The sequence below is a fragment of the Blochmannia endosymbiont of Camponotus sp. genome, assembly GCF_023586365.1.
Lineage (GTDB): Bacteria > Pseudomonadota > Gammaproteobacteria > Enterobacterales > Enterobacteriaceae > Blochmanniella.
This window is the reverse complement of sequence record NZ_CP097759.1, coordinates 138,984-158,294: the sequence shown is the minus strand read 5'-3', so window position 1 is coordinate 158,294 and position 19,311 is coordinate 138,984. Positions and strand designations below refer to the sequence as shown.

The following is a 19,311-nucleotide window of genomic DNA, read 5'->3' as shown; positions in this document are numbered from 1 at the left end:
AGAACCGTTTATATTCTTATACAGAACCGTTAACAACACGTAAAATCTCACCGGTTTTAACGGATATTAATTGCAATTCTAAATTTGGTTTTAATGCATCTCCATAAGCAATACCATACAAAATATAATTCGCTTTTAAATAATTTGCAATTTTCATAGAAAAACTATAAGAATTTCTATTATCTTCTGGTAACATACCTAATTCCCTATATACAGAATACAGTATTTCCATATCGATAACATTATATTTCCTGGTATTCTCTACAATATAATGAATCAAAATATTTGTAATTTTGCTAGCCTGCAAAATACCATCAGTTTTATTCTTTACCATATTTACTAATAATACGCTATCACGTTCGATATTATCAAAAAAAAACACACTTTGAAGCATTCTTAGTAAAACCGGTTGCCAATTAATTAAATTAATTTTTTGTGGTATTAATAAAATAGGTTCTGTCGTCAAAATAGACACATTATTGTTACATAAACCAATATGATATAAAAAAATCATACTAAGAAGTAGATGCGCTATTTGTTTATTCACAATCATAAAATACATTATGCTATTGTTGACAATAAAATTTAATATTAATTTTTTAAAAATTTTTTATTTAGTTATATGAATGTAATACAACAAGCACCACGCTTCATTATCTCTGATCATACCGTATATACAAGTACGCCATCTTATTTAAAGGAACACATAATTGATTTAGTAATGTATTTTTAATTAAACCATGTTATTTCTGCAACAAAGGGCCCAAAGGCTCTCCGCCCAATAAATGCATATGAAGATGATAAATTTCTTGGCCAGCATGATCGTTACAATTAACTATTAAACGATAACCTGAAGAATGTATATTCTTTTTTTCAGCGATTTTTGCCGCTACTATAAACAACCTACCTAATATCATTTCATCATGAGTTGTTGCATGATTAACGGTAGGAATCAAAATATTAGGCACAATTAATACATGAACAGGTGCCTTAGGACTTAAATCATAAAATGCAGTAACTAACTCATCCTGATATAATATATCAGTTTTGACTTTTTTTTGAATAATATTCATAAAAATATTGTCTTTTTTCATAACTTATCCTATTCCTAAAAATCATATGAATTCTACAATAATTTTTTTAAATAAATCAAACAACGTTATATTCTTAAAATAACAAACACAAATACTGCATGATTTCCAATATTCTATAATTACTGTATAAATGAATCTCACATTAACCGAAACATCATTCAATACCAGTATCATGGTCATGATCTAAAAATTAACAAAAAATACGAACAATAATCTATTTATACATACAGATTAATATACAATATTATTATAGTTTTATTTTAAATGAAACAAAGTACGAAAATTAGATGTAGTGATAACTGCTAATTCATCTATATTTATATTTTTTATAAACGCTACGTATTTGGCGATTTCATATATGTAAGCAGGTTGATTCTCTTTCCCTCTATAAGGAACTGGAGTTAAATAAGGAGAATCAGTTTCTAATAAAATACGATCGGAAGGTACATATTTAATGACTTCCTGCATCATATAAGATTTAGTAAACGTTATCATTCCAGAAAAAGATATATAAAAATTGAGATCTAACAACAATCTTGCAGTATCTATATCTTCACTAAAACAATGCAATATACCACCGCACTCCCCTGCTTCTTCTGAGCGTAAAAGAGTGACAGTATCCTGACAAGAAGCGCGACTATGTACAATAATTGGTTTTTTTGCTGCTTTAGCAACACGAATATGTTCTCTAAATGCTTTTTTTTGATTTTTTTTGCTATCTGATTCTAATCGATGATAATAATCCAATCCAGTTTCACCGATAGCTACTACATTCCTTTTAGAAGACAAAACATACAATTTTTCACTGTCAAAATTATTAATATTATATATATATGTAGGATGCACTCCACAAGAAAACACAACATCACTTCTATATCCAATTAATCTTACCATATCATCATAATCCGACATAGTAAGGCTGACCGACAAGACTAATTGCACCCCCTTTTGTTTAGCTTTATTCAACACATCTGATACATTTTTATGAATATCTTGATAATTCAATTGATTTAAATGACAATGGGAATCCACCAAAAACATAACATTATATACTCCATTAATGCAAACAAGATTCAACAATATCTTGTTGCCAATTTAATAATCGATAAGTCAATAATAATTCGCGATTAACATTAGTAAATTCTTGAAAATAACGTAACAATACCAACCATTGTTGTAACTGACGACTTAAAGATACCACGCCCCAATGCACTGTAATAACAGTAATCAATTCTACTTGATCTAAGTTTATTAAAAATCCTTTTTTTATCCCTTGCTTCCATTTTAATGCATCTACAAGTACAGTTATAAACCAATACAAATATATATCATTCTTACAAGTATTTAAAAACGGTACAAGTTTTAAAAAATCCCCGTTTGCAATTACGTAATTTATACATTTGCACAATTCTAATCGTTGTTTCCATAAACCTAGTTTAAACATATCTTCAGCTTCTATAGGAGATCCATCACACAAACGTAATGCACACCGCGCCAACAAAATATCATTTATCCCTTCTCTATTTTTCATCAACCACTCTAATCCGATCGATTCTTTCGGAGATATAATAGACCATCGCATACATCGACTCAACAACGTTAGTGATATTTTCATATAATCTCGAGTTTTAAAAAAAAAATAAGTATTTGTTGGGGGTTCATCAAGTGTTTTTAACAATGCATTAACAGCCTGATCAGTTAAATATTCCACATATTCTATATATATAATTTTTACTTTACTTTGACATGCATGCTTATGTAGAGAATTAATACAAACACGTATAGTATCTACACCTATAGTCTGAGTATTATTTTCAGGACTTATTTCATAATAATCTGGATGATACCCTACGTTCATTAATCTACAATCATAACAAATATTGCAATATCGATTCGCATCAGGATGAGAACAAATTAACCAACGTGCAATAGCATAAATTAAAGTATTTTCACCATTGTTTCGTTTACTATTTAAAAGTAACGCATGATGTCCTCTATCTTGTCGATAAGCATTTAATATTTGATTATAAGTACTATCTAGCCAAGAATACCATATCATTATAGATTATTCCTGAGAATGTAAGAACCACCAATCTAAATGTCTATAAATAGACACGGAAACTTCTTCTAAACTTTGAGTAGCATCAATCGTGATAATATTTTTTCTTGCAGAAGCTAATTTTTTGTAGCAAGAACGTACACGATCAAAAAAACTCAAAGGCTCCTGTTCAATGCGATCTAATTTCTGTCTATGATTTATACGAGATATGCTTAATTCTGGAGAAATATCAAGATAAAATGTCAAATCTGGAGATAAGGTATTTGTGATCTTATCTGATAAAGCATGCAACAATAATGTATCAATTCCTCTTCCGCCTCCTTGATACGCCTGAGAAGACAAATCAAATCTATCCCCAATTACCCAATAACCTTTAGATAAAGCTGGTTTAATAACATTTTCTACCAATTGTAATCGCGCAGCGTATATCATTAATAATTCTGATATACTATTGATAGGTTCATTCATAGGACCGCCATATTTAATCAATACGCGTAAAAAATCTGAAACCGGCGTCCCGCCGGGTTCATGAGTAGTCAAAACATTAGTTACACCATATTTATATAAGTATTTACTTATTCTATGAGTAATAGTAGTTTTTCCAGCGCCATCTAATCCTTCAATCGTAATAAACCTATTGTCCATAGCACATCCTGATATAAGGTTGTGTAACCGTTTTATTTAATTATTTATTAAAGTCCATAAAATTTTACATATTTATGAAAATGAACAATAATTAAAATATATAATCTTATATATGCTTTAATCGTATCTTTTCAAATATATAACTATAAAACCCAGAATAATAAAACCCAATCAATCCCAAAAGGATTGCTAATTATAATTAGCATTGTACGGATGCAAATATCACTTTTACACTACAATAATATATTGAATAACAATTATTATTGAAATCATTAGTTACTTGTAAATCAATTGATATGACACAATTATGACTAACGGAGAGCATAAATATTTTTTACATATTATTTTATAAATAACATTTATAAATATGTTAAAGTTTATTATCTATAATATGAAACCGTAGCAAATGAAATAATGTCCTATCCGAATACACACAATCATCAATTGAATTGACTGACGCTAGCGGTAATAAAGCATTTGTAATAAAAACTTCATTTGCATGTTTTAAATGTTCAGGTCCAACCGTTACTTCTTGTATACAGTAGCCTAATTTTGGTAATAATTTTAATACCAATTGACGCATAGTTCCATTAACACCAGCATAATATAAAGATGGGGTAAATACCTGGTATTTATATCTCCAAAAAATATTGGCACTACAACACTCTACCACGTTTCCATCAGTATCCAAAACTAGTGCTTCATCAGTTGTTTCACATTTGCTTACCCAAATAGCAATCATAACTTGTTCTAATCTATTAAGATGCTTTATTCCTGCCAAGCAAGCGTTACGTGCTAACCGCACAATACTCGTTTTTAAACGAATTCCAGAATGAATCCAGCGCGTGTAATATTTTGGTAATCGACTAACATGAATTATACGTAATGGTTCAATATCATTATCACATTGATATCCATATAATCTGTGACTATTACTCCTACTGATTATTACTTTAATAACATTATATATATCATTATATACAGCTGCTTGCTGCATTTCTTTATGCAGAAGATGAAAATTAAAATTGTTAAACATCAACCTTTTTGCTGAAACAACTAATCTATCCATATGCCAATCTAAAAAATCTATTTTTCCATGCTGTAATTTAGCAGTCGTAAAAAATCCATCACCAAAATGTAAAGCACGATTATTTAATGATATTGTTTTTTTTGAAATTCCATTCACCCAATACATTTTAATCTCAATCAGTCAGCGTTTAACAATGTTAATAGTTATTAATATAATTAATACTAAAACAATTCTTAATGATCATGCATAACAAAAAGATAAGCATTATTTTTTTATTTATATATACTGTGCGTTACTCACATTAAAATAAACATAATCATATATTAACGCATAAAATATCAACACGCAGACAATTAATATCCATCACCTTATATCTCCACGTGCACAAATTTTTATTCTAACCTAATTATCATATAACTTTTATGATCTCTTCAATTCTATAATACAAAAAACAATTTATATTAATATTCATAATGTATCTACAGAACTAAATTTTTTGAAACTACCATCTTTTGATGTTCATACACTATTATTACTATTTTCATACTATAATTTAATTTATTTATAAGAAATAATTCGTTAATTTATTAATCAATAATACATGCTTACAGTCAATTAGTGTATTAATTATTAAAAAATTATTAAACTAAATAAAGATCATGCTGCACATTTAATCAAATGTATACATAACAAAAACTATCTCCAATAAAATTCAATTTTATATTATGATTATGAATATAATGCACTAAAAATCATTCATATCTTGCTTAATATAACCAGGTAAAGGTTATCAGTTTTTAATTAATTATTCTTATTTTGTTGATGATTATTACTAATAAAATCTATTGCCGCCTGAACAGTTGTAATTTTTTCAGCTTCTTCATCTGGAATTTCAGTATCAAACTCTTCCTCTAACGCCATAACCAACTCAACAGTATCAAGAGAATCAGCTCCAAGATCATCGACAAATGAAGCGTGATTTACTACTTCCTCTTGTTTAACTCCTAATTGTTCAGAAATAATTGTTTTTACTTTTTCTTCTATAGTATTCATATTTTTATTTTCCTATCAAAATGCGCTTATATAATAGTGCTCAAAAATATAAAACACACTACACTTCAAACGATGAACAAATAAAATACATTTTATTTTATTATATTTATATTTAAAATAAATCACATAAAATAAATTACCCCATATACATTCCCCCATTAATATGCATCGTTTGTCCAGTAATATAGTTTGAATGATCAGAAGCAAAAAACATAACCGCATAAGCCACATCTTTTGGATCTCCAAAACGATTAACTGGTATTTGTAATAAAATATCATTTTTTTGTTTATCAGTTAACTTTTTAACCATATCTGTACAAATAAATCCTGGTGTTACCAAATTAACCGTAATGCCTCTCGAAGCAACTTCACGAGCTAAAGACTTTGTAAACCCAATCAATCCTGATTTAGCAGCCGAATAATTTGATTGCCCAGCATTGCCCATAACACCAACTACAGAACCAATATTAATAATTCTACCATAATGTTTTTTTATCATCGATTTTATTACCGATTTAGACATACGGTATACAGCAGTTAAATTTACGTCAATAACAGATTGCCATTCATCATCTTTCATGAATAACAAAATATTATCTTGAACAATACCAGCATTATTTACTAATATATCAACACTATCAAATTCTTGGCGTATTTTTTCAAAAAAAAGATCAATAGAACATTTATCTGCAACATTCAATTGCATCCCTTTTCCTTGATTTCTTAAATACCGATTAATGTCTTTGACACCTAACTCGCTAGTCGCTGTTCCTATTACAGTAGCCCCATATATTGCAAACATTTCGATAATAGCACGACCAATACCGCGACGAGCACCAGTTACTAAGACAATTTTTTCATTAAAATTCATCCTACATGTACCCCTCTCATACAAATATATTAATTCTTATTAATTCTAATTGCTTCTGACAAAGAAATAGGATCATTTACTGACAAACTAAACACATCGCTAACAGTATTACGTATCAATCCAGTCAATATTTTTCCAGGTCCCATTTCTAAAAATCTCTTAATTTTTTGATGAATGCAATATTGCATAATTTCATGCCAACGCACCGGAGTATATAATTGTCGTATTAATGCATTACGAATATCTTTAGGTTCCCACTCAACGCACGCATCAACATTATTTACTACTGGTATTCTAGGAGTAGTGATGACGATTTTTTCTAGTTCTTTTTTGAATTTTACAACTACTGGTTTCATTAATGAGCAGTGCGATGGAACACTAATCGGCAACATAAGTATATGTTTTGCACCTGCATTTTTACAACACAAATTGACACGATTTACTGCTTCTTTATGTCCGGCAATAACTACATGTCCAGGCCCATTAAAACTAGCAGGAGAAACAATTTGATCTTGTTGTGCTGATTTACATAATTCAAAAACAACATCATCACTTAGCCCAATAATTACAGACATAGCTCCACGTCCATACGGTACTACTTCTTGCATTAACATACCACGTATCATTACTAATTTAACTGCAGAATATAAATCCATACTTCCCGCGCATACTAAAGCAGAATATTCGCCTAAACTATGGCCAGCCATTATCTTTGGCGCACAACCTCCCTGCTGCTTCCATATTCTCCAAACAGCTACTGACGCGGTTAAAATAGCCGGTTGTGCTCGATAAGTTTTATTTAATTCTGTAGCAGGCCCACGTTGTATCAATTTCCATATATCATAACCTAGAACCTCCGATACTTCATAAAAAGTCTCTTTTACTAACGGATAATGTTCTGAAAGAGTTCTTAGCATCCCTACTTGTTGAGCTGCCTGTCCTGGAAATACTACAGCTAATGTATTCATAATAATCAATATTCCTCTCATAATTTAAAATCGTAATAACGCTGAACCCCAGGTAAATCCAGCCCCGAACGCTTCTAGTAATACCAATTGACCTGACTTAATACGACCATCACGTACAGCTTCATCTAACGCTAAAGGAACAGAAGCCGCAGATGTATTCCCATGTCTGTCAAGCGTAATTATTACTTTTCTCATATCCATATCTAATCGTTTAGCAGTAGCAGAAATAATTCTTAAATTAGCCTGATGAGGGACCAACCAATCTAATTCATCTTGATGTAAATTATTCATACTCAAAGTTTCATCTATAACGCGCGCTAAAACAGAAACAGCTATTTTAAATACTTTGTTACCAGCCATGGTTAAATAATTAGATATATCAGGACTCTTCCTATTACAATTAGGAAGAGTCAATAAATCCCCATGATCTCCATCTGCATGTAAGTGAATAGAAATAATACCTGGTGTTTCCGAGCGACCAAGTACTACTGCTCCCGCTCCATCCCCAAATAAAATCAATGTTCCACGATCTCTAGGATTTAGAGTATGACTTAAAGTATCTGACCCTACAACCAAAGCATAATCTACGCTTCCATTCTTAACATATTGATCCGCTACACCTAGTGCATAAACAAATCCAGAACAAGCTGCTGATAAGTCGAAGGCAATAGTATCTTGTATATGTAAATCACGTTGAATTTGACATGCTGAACTAGGAAATGCATGACTGGAAGATGTCGTTGCAACAATAATAATCCCTACTTTGTCGGCGTGCACACAAGACATATCTAAAGCTCTTTTAGCAGCAAAATAACCCATTTTGGCTACAGTTTCATCAGAAGTAGAAATACGCCGTTCTTGAATACCAGTGCGAGCAACAATCCACTCATGCGATGTATCTACCATTTTTTCTAAAACAATATTAGATCTAATGTTTTGCGGTAAATAGCTCCCTGTTCCAAGAATTCTAGTAAACATGTATATTAATGATTATTTTTAGATAGCACTGCGCTTAATTGATGAGAAATTTTTTCTGGAACCTCCCGTTCCACGGAATGTATTGCCTGTGTGATAGCGGCAATAAATGCGTGTTGATTAGCTGCTCCATGACTTTTTATTACCGTACTACGTAAACCCACCAAGTGAGCGCCATTATACCAATCAGGGTTAAATTGATTAAATTGATTAAACAGATATTGTCTGATCCAGAAATTAATAATTTTCATAAACCAGTTCGGCTTATTTTTTTTTCCTGACGATTGTAATGTTGATAAAATAACTCTTATAACTCCTTCCATAGTCTTTAAAGTAATATTGCCAATAAATCCATCACAAATCAAAACATCGGTTTTCCCTGTTAATAAATCATTCGCCTCAACATAACCAACATAATGAATTGATGGAATAGTATGCAATATCCTGGAAGCATGACGAATATTATCTAATCCTTTAGTTTCTTCCGATCCGATATTTAATAACGCTACTCTTGGATGACTTACTCCTAAAATTTGTTTTGATAATACTGAACCCATGATCGCAAACTGTACTAGCATTCCACCGTCACATGAAATATTAGCGCCTAAATCTAAAATAACAGTTTTTCCTTGTTTTTGGTGCGGCAGCAATGTTGTTAAAGCAGGGCGTTCGATACCGTGTACAGACTTAAGCACTAATTTAGATAAGCCCATGAGCGCCCCTGTATTTCCTGCGCTAACACAAGCGTGAGCACGACCTGACTTGATCAGCTCTAAAGCTACTCGCATCGAGGTATCTTTGCTCACTCTAATAGCCTGAGCAGGCCTCACATCTCCACTTATTACCGATTTTGATGGAATAACAGTTAACCTATCAAGACCTATAGATTTTGATGCTGCTAATATGGGTAAAATTGCATCAGGATTTCCAACAAGTAACAATCTAAGTTTTGGATATAAAGACAATGCTTGCAAAGAAGCTGGCACCGTTACCACAGGCCCAAAATCGCCACCCATTGCATCTAATGCAATAACCAAATTTTGTAGCTGTATATCGTTTTTCAAAAATTAATTCTCAATCATTTTTCGTCCACGATAAAACCCATCACAAGTAACACAATGACGTCGATGTATTTCTCCAGATGTCCGATCTACTGATATAGTAACCGGGCGCAGCGCATGATGAGAACGACGCATTCCTCTTGTAGAACGAGTAGATTTATTTTGTTGTACGGCCATGCTATACTCTCCCTTTGATATATTTCAATATTATTTTTCATCCAAAGACCGATCTAATCTTAATGAGATCGACTAATAATTAAAATATTCACTTATTTAATCACACATAATATAGTTTTTTTAAAATAGAAAAATTGTTTATTTTCAATATAAAAACAATTATTTACCAGAAAATATATTATGATTAATTATCTATCGTTCCGCAAATATAATTTTTTTATTTATTTAAATTACCTTTTTTTTAAATTATCACGAAACATACTTCTAACTGTAAAAAAAATAGTGACCACATATAATCACTACATTTACACACATACTCATATATTTTAAACTGTATAAAAAATGAACTGACATAAAACCAACCAATATATCATATTGCTGTATTTTTACGGTCTCATTTTATAAAATTTTTAAAATAAAAAAAATATCATTTAAGACACAACTAAAAATAAATCTTTTAACATCAATCACTAACACATTCACTCCAACTAATAAAATTTCATGATATATTTTAACAAAATTCAATTCACTTAAATATATATTAATCCTTAACTCTCGATATTATATAACTCATTCTAAATATTAAATTATTACTCATCATTAACATTTCTAAAACATACACACACTTCATAACTCATCAAAATAATTAACTAATTTTTTCATTCTTTAAGATAAAGTGCCTAAATATTTATAACTAACATTAACTGCATAGAATAATTGAATTATACGGCTACTTCAAAAGACTCATTGTTTTATAAAATGTTTTTATTTAAAAATAAGTAAATTAAATTAATGTTTAATTTACTTATATTTTTTATTAAAAAATAAATAGCGCACAATCATTATAAAATAAAATTACGTATATCATCCTTTTAATAAAAATTAACAATAATAAATTTTAATTATTTTAAATTATCTATATTTTTAATAATATTTTCCAATAAACAATCATAGCTTTTTATAGATAAATTTCTTAAAAAAAATAAGCAATTGTGAAATGATTGACCTAATGGCGCATGTATATAGAAATCTTTTTTTGTATTTGGATGTATAAAACGCAATATAGAAGCATGTAAGAATAATCGATTAAATCCAAACCGTTTAAATCGAGTATTAGATTGATAATTGCCATACCGACTATCCCCTACGATAGGATGACTCGCGTATTGAGTGTGTACTCTAATCTGATGTGTACGTCCAGTAATAGGTTTAATTGTCAGCAAAGTCGCTACGCTATCAAAATGTTCTTTAACTTGAAAATGAGTCGTAGAAGATTTCCCCTTTTCTGAGTCTATATAAACAACTCTGCTACTATTGAGTAAAGTATTTTTTTTAAACAATGACGCAGATACTATTTGTAAATTTGCATCCCATCTTCCATGTACCAACGCTAAATATTCCTTTTTCATATTTTGTAAACGTAACTGTTCATGTAAATATACTAAAGCAGTGCGTTTTTTAGCCACTAATAAGACACCAGAAGTTTCTCGATCTAAACGATGAACTAACTCTAAAAACTGTGTTTTAGGACGCAATGCTCGTAATCCCTCAATAACACCAAATTTAAGACCACTTCCTCCATGCGCAGCAACACCAGTAGGCTTGTTCAATGCCAATAAATAATCATCTTCATAAATTATGATATTCTGTAAAAATGCAATTTCTTCCATATATTTTTTATTAAATCTATTGATTTTTATTCCTCTTATTGGAGGAATTCTTAATAAATCTCCTATTTGCAACTTATACTGAAATTTAATTCTTTTTTTGTTAACACGTATTGCGCCAATTCGTATAATTCTATAAATCATAGATTTAGGTGCTACTTTTAGATAAGTATACAAAAAATTATCAATTCTTTGACCAGAAAAATTTGAAGAAATTCTAACAAAATGTATACGAATATCATGTTCTTTCATAAGAAACCATGGCAATTACATAATTGTTTTAATATAATAATAAATATAATGAAAAAATCATAATTTTAGCAAGCTAATATCAAATTGCATGATAAATACTGTAAAATTGATATATTTAATATTCGCAATTAATAATTTTAAATTAAAAACATTTAATTTCACGCATATATAATTTTTATAGTGTTATTTTTTCATCTAATACCAAGTACAATTATTAGTTCATTTGATTACAATAAGACTACTTGTAGCTGATACATTAAAAAAAATAACAAACATCACTCGTAATGATGTTTTGCACAATACGGTAGTCTATCGATAACTAATATTATGATTTGCATAGATATGTGGTTATTAACAATTCCAGGAACCTTCTAAACAAAAAAATAATTATACATTTAAGTTGTAAATGCAAATCTATTAAACATCAAACTATAAAAATACTAAAAATAATTAGATATTTAAATCCAAATATCTACATTGCAATATATCAACATTGAGCAAAAATTATAATGAAAAGAATGTTAATTAACGCTACTCAACAAGAAGAATTACGAGTAGCATTAGTAGATGGGCAACGATTATATGATCTAGATATTGAAACAGTAGGTCATGAACAAAAGAAATCAAATATTTATAAAGGAAAAATTATCCGAATTGAACCTAGTTTAGAAGCAGTATTTGTAGATTATGGAGTCGAACGACACGGATTTCTTCCTATAAAAGAAATCTCACACGAATATTTTCTTTCTTCGTCATCTTCCTATAATAAATTCAATATTAAGGAAATTTTATGTGAAGGACAAGAACTAATTGTACAAATAGATAAAGAAGAAAGAGGAAATAAAGGTGCTGCATTAACTACTTTTATCAGTTTAGCAGGTAGCTATTTAGTACTCATGCCAAATAATCCCAAATCCAGTGGAATCTCAAGACGAATTGAAGGAAACGACCGTATCGAATTAAAAGAAATTCTATCTACTTTAGAATTACCTGAAGGAATGAGTTTGATTATTCGTACTGCTGGTCTGGGGAAATCTATCGAAGCGTTAGAATGGGATTTAACTTCTCGTTTGCAACATTGGAAAACCATCAAAAATACCGCAGCAAAGCACTTGGCTCCTTTTTTAATTCATCAGGATAGTAATGTTATCGTACGTGCATTTCGAGATTATTTACGCCCAGATATAGGAGAAATTTTAATTGATAATCCCGAAATTATGAATTTAGCCAAAGAACATATAACTTCTTTAGGTCGCCCAGATTTCACTAAAAAAATAAAATTTTATAATGGCGATGTTCCTTTATTTAGTCACTACCAGATAGAATCTCAAATAGAATCAGCGTTTCAACGAGAAGTACGATTGCCATCTGGAGGGTCCATTGTTATAGACACTACCGAGGCTCTAACAGCAATCGATATTAATTCTGCACGCTCTACTAAAGGAGCAGATATTGAAGATACAGCTTTTCATACCAATTTAGAAGCAACTGATGAAATAGCGCGTCAGTTACGTCTTCGGGATGTAAGTGGATTAATTGTTATAGACTTCATAGACATGACTCCAATTCGGCATCAACGAGAAATTGAAAATAGCTTAAAGATAGCAGTGCATCAGGATCGCGCTCGCATTCAGATGGGACATATTTCTAAATTTGGTCTATTAGAGTTATCTAGACAGAGATTAAGTACGTCGCTTGGAGAATCAAGTCATTATATTTGCCCACGTTGTAGCGGAACAGGCAGCATTCGTGACAACGAATCTCTTTCTCTATCAATTTTACGTTTAATTGAAGAAGAAGCGCTAAAAGATAATACTTATGAAGTACATGCGATCGTTCCTGTAGTTATCGCCTCATATTTACTCAATGAAAAACGAAAAGCTATTAGCGATATAGAACAACGACAAAAAGGAGTACGTGCCATTATAGTGCCTTATGAACAAATGAAAACTCCAAATTACGAAGTACGACGTATACGTAAAGGAGAAACATACAATAAACCAAGCTATTTATTAGCAACAAATCAAGACTATGAAATAACCCAATCATCAGGAGAAATAATTTCTTCAAACTACACTTATACTACAGAAAAACCACAGCCGACAAAAAGCACTGTATCAAATGTAATACCTACTTATAATAAGAATTTTTCTTATGCAAATTGCAGGTTTCAATTTAAATCAAAAAGAGAGCTATCATGGTTTGATAAAATCAAAAATTATTGGCATAAAATACTCAGTTTATGTATCACAAGTTATAATAATTTAAAACAAGCACTATCAAAAATAACCACCAAAAACATTAATTGGATATACACTAAAATTATATATCAACACAAACCATCTCAGCACATAAATCATTATTTTAAGTCATATCCGAATTTTTATTCTAAATACAATAGTAGCAGTAATATTAATAATAATAAAAAAAATTATATCCATAATACAAAAAACAAAACTAACTTGAATAATCATAAAAAAATAAAATATTTTTTTAATAAAGATAATAATAACAACACTCAGTCTCTATCGAGATTTATTGACAATATTTACAAATCTGCGCCTACTCCCTGCTACACTAATCCAACGCAGTCTATTGAAAAAATAACAAAAAAAATACCTATGCAGAGACATAAAAAAAGATATATGCACAACATTAAACATCAGCACTTAAATAAAACACATCATTCAGAATATTGGATATGGCGAAAACATCACCAACCTGAACACACCTTGCATATGAAAGTCAATAACGAACCAGTAATACCTATAAATATCAATTCCTACAGAACATGTTGTACAACAGATCCCCACTGTTTTGACAAAAAAACCACCATTACTGAAGTAAATTCTAATACTATCGATAATTCTACAGATATTCATACCTCTGATTTAACATCAAATACTCTACATATCCCAAAAAATATCAACAACACTATTATACACTGCTCACATATTAACCATAGCGCTGCTAAATATTATAAAAACATATCCCAACAAGACAACAATAACCGCGCACAACTGATTCACCGTATACGCCGATCTTCTCGTCATTTTCGTATAAATTTTAAATACCGGTTACAACAACGTCGAGACAAAATTACCTTAAAAAAAATGTAATAATATTACGAAATAAATGTGATATAGCGCTAACATAACTTCGAAAATTCATTACATATACATATCTTTCATATGTCTAAAATAGAATCTAAAAATAAAAATTAGTTCTTTAGTTTTTAATAAAATAAATTTATAAATCATACTTTGATGTTTAAGCTATGCAATATCTAAAGAAATAACCAATTAACATAAATATATTTTATCATACATAAACCTATATACCTAATTTTAAAAATTTTATTCGCTACAAAATTACTCAAAGCATTTAAGATATGCTATTATCAAGTGTATGTATGTGCAATTTTGTGAAAATAGATTCCTAAAATATATATTATTATCACAATATATATTGTAATATATGCTAATACATTTTTATTGTGTCGTTTATATGATGTTAACTACGTATGAATAAACTTCCGGTTTTTAATTACTCTTTCTTGCGCCCACGATTTTGGTTAATTTGGATAGGTATAGGAACATTATATATTTTAGTATTACTCCCTTATCCTATCATACACTATCTTGGTACTAGAATTGGTCGTATTACAAAATATTTTATGATAAATCGCATGCGTATTATTCGTAGAAACTTAGAACTCTGTTTTCCTAATTTACCAAATCAAGAACAACAAGATTTGTTCAACAAAAATTGTGAATCCATAGGTATGGGGATATTTGAAACTGGAATGGCTTGGTTTTGGTCAGAACATAGAATTAAACGCTGGTTTAAAATTAATGGGCTAGATAGCATAACCCAAGCACGAAAAAAAAATCAAGGCATATTATTGATTGGGGTGCATTTTTTCACCTTAGAATTAGGTGCTCGAATTTTAGGTATGCTGAATCCAGGTATTGGTGTCTACCGTCCTAATGATAATCCATTATTAAACTGGTTACAAACTAAGGGCCGATTAAGATCGAATAAAACAATGTTGGATCGTACTAATATTAAAGGCATGATTAAAGCTTTACAACACGGGGAAATTGTTTGGTATGCACCAGATCATGATTACGGATATAAAAACAGTGTATTTGCCCCCTTATTCGCAGTGTCAAATGCAGCGAGTACTATTGGTACTTATATACTCACAAAAATAGCTAAACCTGCAATTGTTCCTTTTGTGGCACGCAGATTACCTAATGTTCTTGGATATGAACTGCTAATTTTGCCAAATAAACAAGATGAAATACCTTTAGACACAAATATCGATATGATCAAACACATTAATAAAGTAATCGAACAAGTAATCTTACTAGCCCCTGACCAATATATGTGGCTACATCGTCGATTTAAAACCCGTCCGCCTGGAGAATCTTCTTTATATTAATTAAACAAAAACAAAATCAAAACGACTGGTTGCAGGCCAATAAAATTAATCATATTATGTAAATTATTATTGGTACAAATGCAGATACGAACAAATATGCGTAATCTATTCATTTTATTTCATATTAAATATTATTAAATCACATTATACTCAAAATGTTTTTCTTTAACTAAGAAATCATTTTTTAAAATTAATAAAAATTAAATTATTATATACTGCTGCAATTTCATACAATTTTTTGATATGATGAAGAATCACGTTGATTGATTATAAGTTTTAATTAAACGTTCTTAAAAATTTTTTAAAATAATTTTTACAACGCTATTAATCATATATAAAAATAACCAAAACATAAATTTTTAAACAATATAAATAAATATGAGTACAAAAATATATTTTTATAAAATAATATTTTTTATTGCTGGTTTATATCATTATTTTGCTTCTGCTACTGTTTATACATTACCCGATAACAATGACAGACTAATAGGCGAGAATATAGAAATTGTCACACCTAAAAACAATACATATTCTCTTGAATATTTTTCTGCACAATTTCAAGTAGGAATAAGCAACATGTTAGAAGCTAATCCCGACGTCGATGTCTATCTTCCAGATTCAGAAAAACGATTAATAATTCCACATCAATTAATTTTACCAAATACGCCTCATTCAGGCATTGTTATTAACAACGCTGAAATGCGATTATACTATTATCCTGAAAAAAAAAATACCGTAATTGTGTTGCCGATAGCTATCGGGACCGTTAGAAATGCAACGCCATCACATTGGATAACATCAATAACACATAAAAAAAAATCCCATTTGGACCCCTACCAAAAGTATGCGTGATGAATACATTAAACATGGAGAAATTTTACCTACCATATTTCCGGCTGGATCTAATAACCCTATGGGACTGTATGCTTTATACTTAGAAAAAAATTACGCAATCCACGGCACCAATAGCAATTTTGGAATTGGCCTGAGAATAACCCGCGGCTGTATAAGATTACGTCCTGCAGATATTGAATACTTATTTAACATTGTCCCCGTCGGCACTAAAGTGCAATTTATAAATGAACCTGTAAAAAGTACTGTTGAAAAAAACGGTATGCGGTATTTAGAAATTCATAATCCGTTGTCTTGTAACAAAGAGAAAAAACAGTCAGAAGCATCGATAATAGCGCACTTAGAACAACAAATACGATCTACATTAATAAATGATTCCAATGTAGATTATGAAATAATTAACAAAGCGTTAAAAGATCGTTCCGGTATACCGACAAACATCACGCGAAAACTCACTAACAATAAAAACAAATAACTATTACAAACAACCAACCACCCATTCTTAAATATAATGGCATTGCTACTTTAAACACATATTAACAATCATTAAGTCAATTTATTTTTAAATAAAAACCATTTTTAATATTTAAAAAAATTTTTATCACAGACAGAAGAATTACAGCAAACTACCCGGGACGAGATTTGAACTCGTACAGTCAAAGCTGAGGGATTTTAAGTCCCTTGTGTCTACCAATTCCACCACCCGGGCTATTTAGAATAAAAAGACGCGTCTCGGAATTGAACCGAGATATACGGATTTGCAATCCGATGCATAACCATTCTGCCAACGCGCCTCATAAACAACGTTAATCAAATATGTAACAACCCCATACATAACCTTATCAACATAACCACATTTTAATCATGTATTCTTCACTAACAATTTAAATTTGTTACTGATTAATTTAAAAATAATAAATCTACAACGATTAACAAACTATCCTTTTATTTAAAAAATATATAGCTCCTACACGATATAGATCTCAAACATCAAAATGATGAATATAATATTGATGTTTGAGATCTATATCAAATTATATTTGTATCTTTAAATAAATATATGCTTACTACTTATGTAGTATGTATTCAATGTTTAAATACATACAAATTTACATAAACAACCTACATCTATTAATAGATGATAGCATTGATATGCTATCTAGTTTTCAAACAAATATAATTAAATTCTCGTCTTAAAATTATAATCTATATAAATAAAAATCAATAATTAAACAAATCATATCGCACAATATATAAATAAAGGCACATAGACCAAAATGTTAATAACACTGAAACGTATAAAGCAACAATACCTATAATTACTATCCATTCATCCGAGTTCCACAGTAATGCAGTTAAAGCCAACATTTGTACAAATGTTTTAATTTTACTAATCCATAAAACCCCAATTTCATTACGACTACCAATAGCAGCAACCCATTCACGTAATGCTAATATAATCATTTCACGAATAATTATAATAGATGCTGGCAATGTGATCCACCATGCATGAAAATGCTCAGCTATTAAAACAAGCGCTGCAACTATCATAACTTTATCTGCTACTGGATCTAAAAATTTACCAAAGTTAGTAGTTTGTTTCCAACGACGAGCCAAAAATCCATCAAACCAATCCGTAATAGCCGCAACAAAAAACATAATGGTACATGTCATCGGCGCCCACTTTACAGGCAAATAAAATATTACCGTAAAAAATGGCACCATGATAACACGCAATAAAGTAAGATATGTTGGTATATTAATACAATCCATAATAACAAAAACAATTAATTTAACAAAAATTAGGACGTAACTCTTGAAAGTACTACAACTTTACAAATATACACTCCATCCCTTATGTTTATCAAAAAAACTCACACAATACACTATTCGCTATTAATATAATCAAAAAATTTATTAATTAGATAAACTACCACTCATTTAGCTTATAATCAATATTCTTATAGCATAAGACTAAAATATAGTATCAATTCATTTAATAAACTACATCGTTGCAACCTCACATTATAAATATTTATAAAATACATAATCATCAATTTGCTCTATTACTATGTAATATAATAAAATATTAAGAACAACAATCCTCCACTACTGCTAATACAATATCTATGACTTACTTATAATTAATTGAGCTGTCTT

General features: G+C 29.9%; 16 protein-coding genes, 2 tRNA genes and 1 pseudogene. 3 read left to right on the top strand and 16 right to left on the bottom strand.

The window, feature by feature from the left end; translation table 11 throughout:
- Positions 1 to 16 precede the first annotated feature (16 nt).
- The 13 genes from M9407_RS00655 to rluC form a co-directional block, all read right to left on the bottom strand.
- Positions 17 to 553 (bottom strand): penicillin-binding protein activator LpoB, encoded by a 537-nt coding sequence (locus tag M9407_RS00655; protein WP_250237251.1) that lies wholly within the window; start codon positions 551 to 553, stop codon positions 17 to 19.
- A gap of 190 nt (positions 554 to 743) precedes the next feature.
- A complete protein-coding gene (locus tag M9407_RS00650) occupies positions 744 to 1,094 on the bottom strand; it encodes an HIT domain-containing protein (protein ID WP_250237250.1) in 351 nt (116 codons plus the stop codon).
- Between the two features lie 255 nt (positions 1,095 to 1,349).
- Positions 1,350 to 2,135 carry a YchF/TatD family DNA exonuclease gene (locus M9407_RS00645; protein WP_250237249.1) on the bottom strand — a complete coding sequence of 262 codons (786 nt, stop codon included), beginning with the start codon at positions 2,133 to 2,135 and terminating at the stop codon, positions 1,350 to 1,352.
- A 16-nt stretch (positions 2,136 to 2,151) separates the two neighbouring features.
- Positions 2,152 to 3,153 carry a DNA polymerase III subunit delta' C-terminal domain-containing protein gene (locus M9407_RS00640; RefSeq protein ID WP_250237248.1) on the bottom strand — a complete coding sequence of 334 codons (1,002 nt, stop codon included), beginning with the start codon at positions 3,151 to 3,153 and terminating at the stop codon, positions 2,152 to 2,154.
- A 6-nt stretch (positions 3,154 to 3,159) separates the two neighbouring features.
- Positions 3,160 to 3,798 carry a dTMP kinase gene (gene tmk, locus M9407_RS00635; protein WP_250237247.1) on the bottom strand — a complete coding sequence of 213 codons (639 nt, stop codon included), beginning with the start codon at positions 3,796 to 3,798 and terminating at the stop codon, positions 3,160 to 3,162.
- A gap of 370 nt (positions 3,799 to 4,168) precedes the next feature.
- Complete coding sequence (gene pabC, locus M9407_RS00630) at positions 4,169 to 4,993, bottom strand: aminodeoxychorismate lyase (RefSeq protein ID WP_250237246.1); 825 nt, start codon at positions 4,991 to 4,993, stop codon at positions 4,169 to 4,171.
- A gap of 636 nt (positions 4,994 to 5,629) precedes the next feature.
- On the bottom strand, positions 5,630 to 5,881 hold the full coding sequence (gene acpP, locus M9407_RS00625) for an acyl carrier protein (protein ID WP_250237245.1): 252 nt from the start codon (positions 5,879 to 5,881) through the stop codon (positions 5,630 to 5,632).
- 136 nt (positions 5,882 to 6,017) lie between these two features.
- Positions 6,018 to 6,752, bottom strand: a complete 735-nt coding sequence (gene fabG / locus M9407_RS00620; RefSeq protein WP_250237244.1) for a 3-oxoacyl-ACP reductase FabG — start codon at positions 6,750 to 6,752, stop codon at positions 6,018 to 6,020.
- Positions 6,753 to 6,781: 29 nt separating this feature from the next.
- Complete coding sequence (gene fabD / locus M9407_RS00615; protein WP_250237243.1) at positions 6,782 to 7,720, bottom strand: ACP S-malonyltransferase; 939 nt, start codon at positions 7,718 to 7,720, stop codon at positions 6,782 to 6,784.
- Positions 7,721 to 7,744: 24 nt separating this feature from the next.
- Positions 7,745 to 8,698 carry a beta-ketoacyl-ACP synthase III gene (locus M9407_RS00610; protein WP_250237242.1) on the bottom strand — a complete coding sequence of 318 codons (954 nt, stop codon included), beginning with the start codon at positions 8,696 to 8,698 and terminating at the stop codon, positions 7,745 to 7,747.
- A gap of 5 nt (positions 8,699 to 8,703) precedes the next feature.
- Positions 8,704 to 9,711 (bottom strand): phosphate acyltransferase PlsX, encoded by a 1,008-nt coding sequence (gene plsX, locus M9407_RS00605; protein WP_250237435.1) that lies wholly within the window; start codon positions 9,709 to 9,711, stop codon positions 8,704 to 8,706.
- A gap of 51 nt (positions 9,712 to 9,762) precedes the next feature.
- Complete coding sequence (rpmF, locus tag M9407_RS00600; RefSeq protein ID WP_250230934.1) at positions 9,763 to 9,933, bottom strand: 50S ribosomal protein L32; 171 nt, start codon at positions 9,931 to 9,933, stop codon at positions 9,763 to 9,765.
- A 902-nt stretch (positions 9,934 to 10,835) separates the two neighbouring features.
- Positions 10,836 to 11,852: a 23S rRNA pseudouridine(955/2504/2580) synthase RluC gene (gene rluC, locus M9407_RS00595; RefSeq protein WP_250237241.1), complete on the bottom strand. Its 1,017-nt coding sequence runs from the start codon at positions 11,850 to 11,852 to the stop codon at positions 10,836 to 10,838.
- Between the two features lie 509 nt (positions 11,853 to 12,361).
- On the opposite strand from rluC, the gene rne reads away from it, so the two are divergent.
- From rne to M9407_RS03325, 3 genes and pseudogenes are all read left to right on the top strand, one after another.
- Positions 12,362 to 14,971 (top strand): ribonuclease E, encoded by a 2,610-nt coding sequence (gene rne, locus M9407_RS00590; protein ID WP_250237240.1) that lies wholly within the window; start codon positions 12,362 to 12,364, stop codon positions 14,969 to 14,971.
- A gap of 404 nt (positions 14,972 to 15,375) precedes the next feature.
- Complete coding sequence (lpxL, locus tag M9407_RS00585) at positions 15,376 to 16,299, top strand: LpxL/LpxP family Kdo(2)-lipid IV(A) lauroyl/palmitoleoyl acyltransferase (RefSeq protein WP_250237239.1); 924 nt, start codon at positions 15,376 to 15,378, stop codon at positions 16,297 to 16,299.
- A gap of 378 nt (positions 16,300 to 16,677) precedes the next feature.
- A pseudogene (locus tag M9407_RS03325) lies at positions 16,678 to 17,626 on the top strand (L,D-transpeptidase family protein).
- Positions 17,627 to 17,778: 152 nt separating this feature from the next.
- On the opposite strand, the gene M9407_RS00570 reads toward M9407_RS03325, so the two are convergent.
- The 3 genes from M9407_RS00570 to pgsA all read right to left on the bottom strand — a co-directional run bounded on the left by M9407_RS00570 (position 17,779) and on the right by pgsA (position 18,924).
- A tRNA-Leu gene (locus tag M9407_RS00570) sits at positions 17,779 to 17,860 on the bottom strand.
- Positions 17,861 to 17,874: 14 nt separating this feature from the next.
- Positions 17,875 to 17,945 (bottom strand) — tRNA-Cys (locus M9407_RS00565).
- A 427-nt stretch (positions 17,946 to 18,372) separates the two neighbouring features.
- On the bottom strand, positions 18,373 to 18,924 hold the full coding sequence (gene pgsA / locus M9407_RS00560) for a CDP-diacylglycerol--glycerol-3-phosphate 3-phosphatidyltransferase (RefSeq protein WP_250237236.1): 552 nt from the start codon (positions 18,922 to 18,924) through the stop codon (positions 18,373 to 18,375).
- Positions 18,925 to 19,311 lie beyond the last annotated feature (387 nt).

Bases quoted from the DNA above. Each gene is read 5' to 3' on its own strand.
- M9407_RS00655 (WP_250237251.1), bottom strand. From the start codon at position 553: ATGATTGTGAATAAACAAATAGCGCATCTACTTCTTAGTATGATTTTT.
- M9407_RS00650 (WP_250237250.1), bottom strand. From the start codon at position 1,094: ATGAAAAAAGACAATATTTTTATGAATATTATTCAAAAAAAAGTCAAA.
- M9407_RS00645 (WP_250237249.1), bottom strand. From the start codon at position 2,135: ATGTTTTTGGTGGATTCCCATTGTCATTTAAATCAATTGAATTATCAA.
- M9407_RS00640 (WP_250237248.1), bottom strand. From the start codon at position 3,153: ATGATATGGTATTCTTGGCTAGATAGTACTTATAATCAAATATTAAAT.
- tmk (WP_250237247.1), bottom strand. From the start codon at position 3,798: ATGGACAATAGGTTTATTACGATTGAAGGATTAGATGGCGCTGGAAAA.
- pabC (WP_250237246.1), bottom strand. From the start codon at position 4,993: ATGTATTGGGTGAATGGAATTTCAAAAAAAACAATATCATTAAATAAT.
- acpP (WP_250237245.1), bottom strand. From the start codon at position 5,881: ATGAATACTATAGAAGAAAAAGTAAAAACAATTATTTCTGAACAATTA.
- fabG (WP_250237244.1), bottom strand. From the start codon at position 6,752: ATGAATTTTAATGAAAAAATTGTCTTAGTAACTGGTGCTCGTCGCGGT.
- fabD (WP_250237243.1), bottom strand. From the start codon at position 7,720: ATGAATACATTAGCTGTAGTATTTCCAGGACAGGCAGCTCAACAAGTA.
- M9407_RS00610 (WP_250237242.1), bottom strand. From the start codon at position 8,698: ATGTTTACTAGAATTCTTGGAACAGGGAGCTATTTACCGCAAAACATT.
- plsX (WP_250237435.1), bottom strand. From the start codon at position 9,711: ATGGGTGGCGATTTTGGGCCTGTGGTAACGGTGCCAGCTTCTTTGCAA.
- rpmF (WP_250230934.1), bottom strand. From the start codon at position 9,933: ATGGCCGTACAACAAAATAAATCTACTCGTTCTACAAGAGGAATGCGT.
- rluC (WP_250237241.1), bottom strand. From the start codon at position 11,852: ATGAAAGAACATGATATTCGTATACATTTTGTTAGAATTTCTTCAAAT.
- rne (WP_250237240.1), top strand. From the start codon at position 12,362: ATGAAAAGAATGTTAATTAACGCTACTCAACAAGAAGAATTACGAGTA.
- lpxL (WP_250237239.1), top strand. From the start codon at position 15,376: ATGAATAAACTTCCGGTTTTTAATTACTCTTTCTTGCGCCCACGATTT.
- pgsA (WP_250237236.1), bottom strand. From the start codon at position 18,924: ATGGATTGTATTAATATACCAACATATCTTACTTTATTGCGTGTTATC.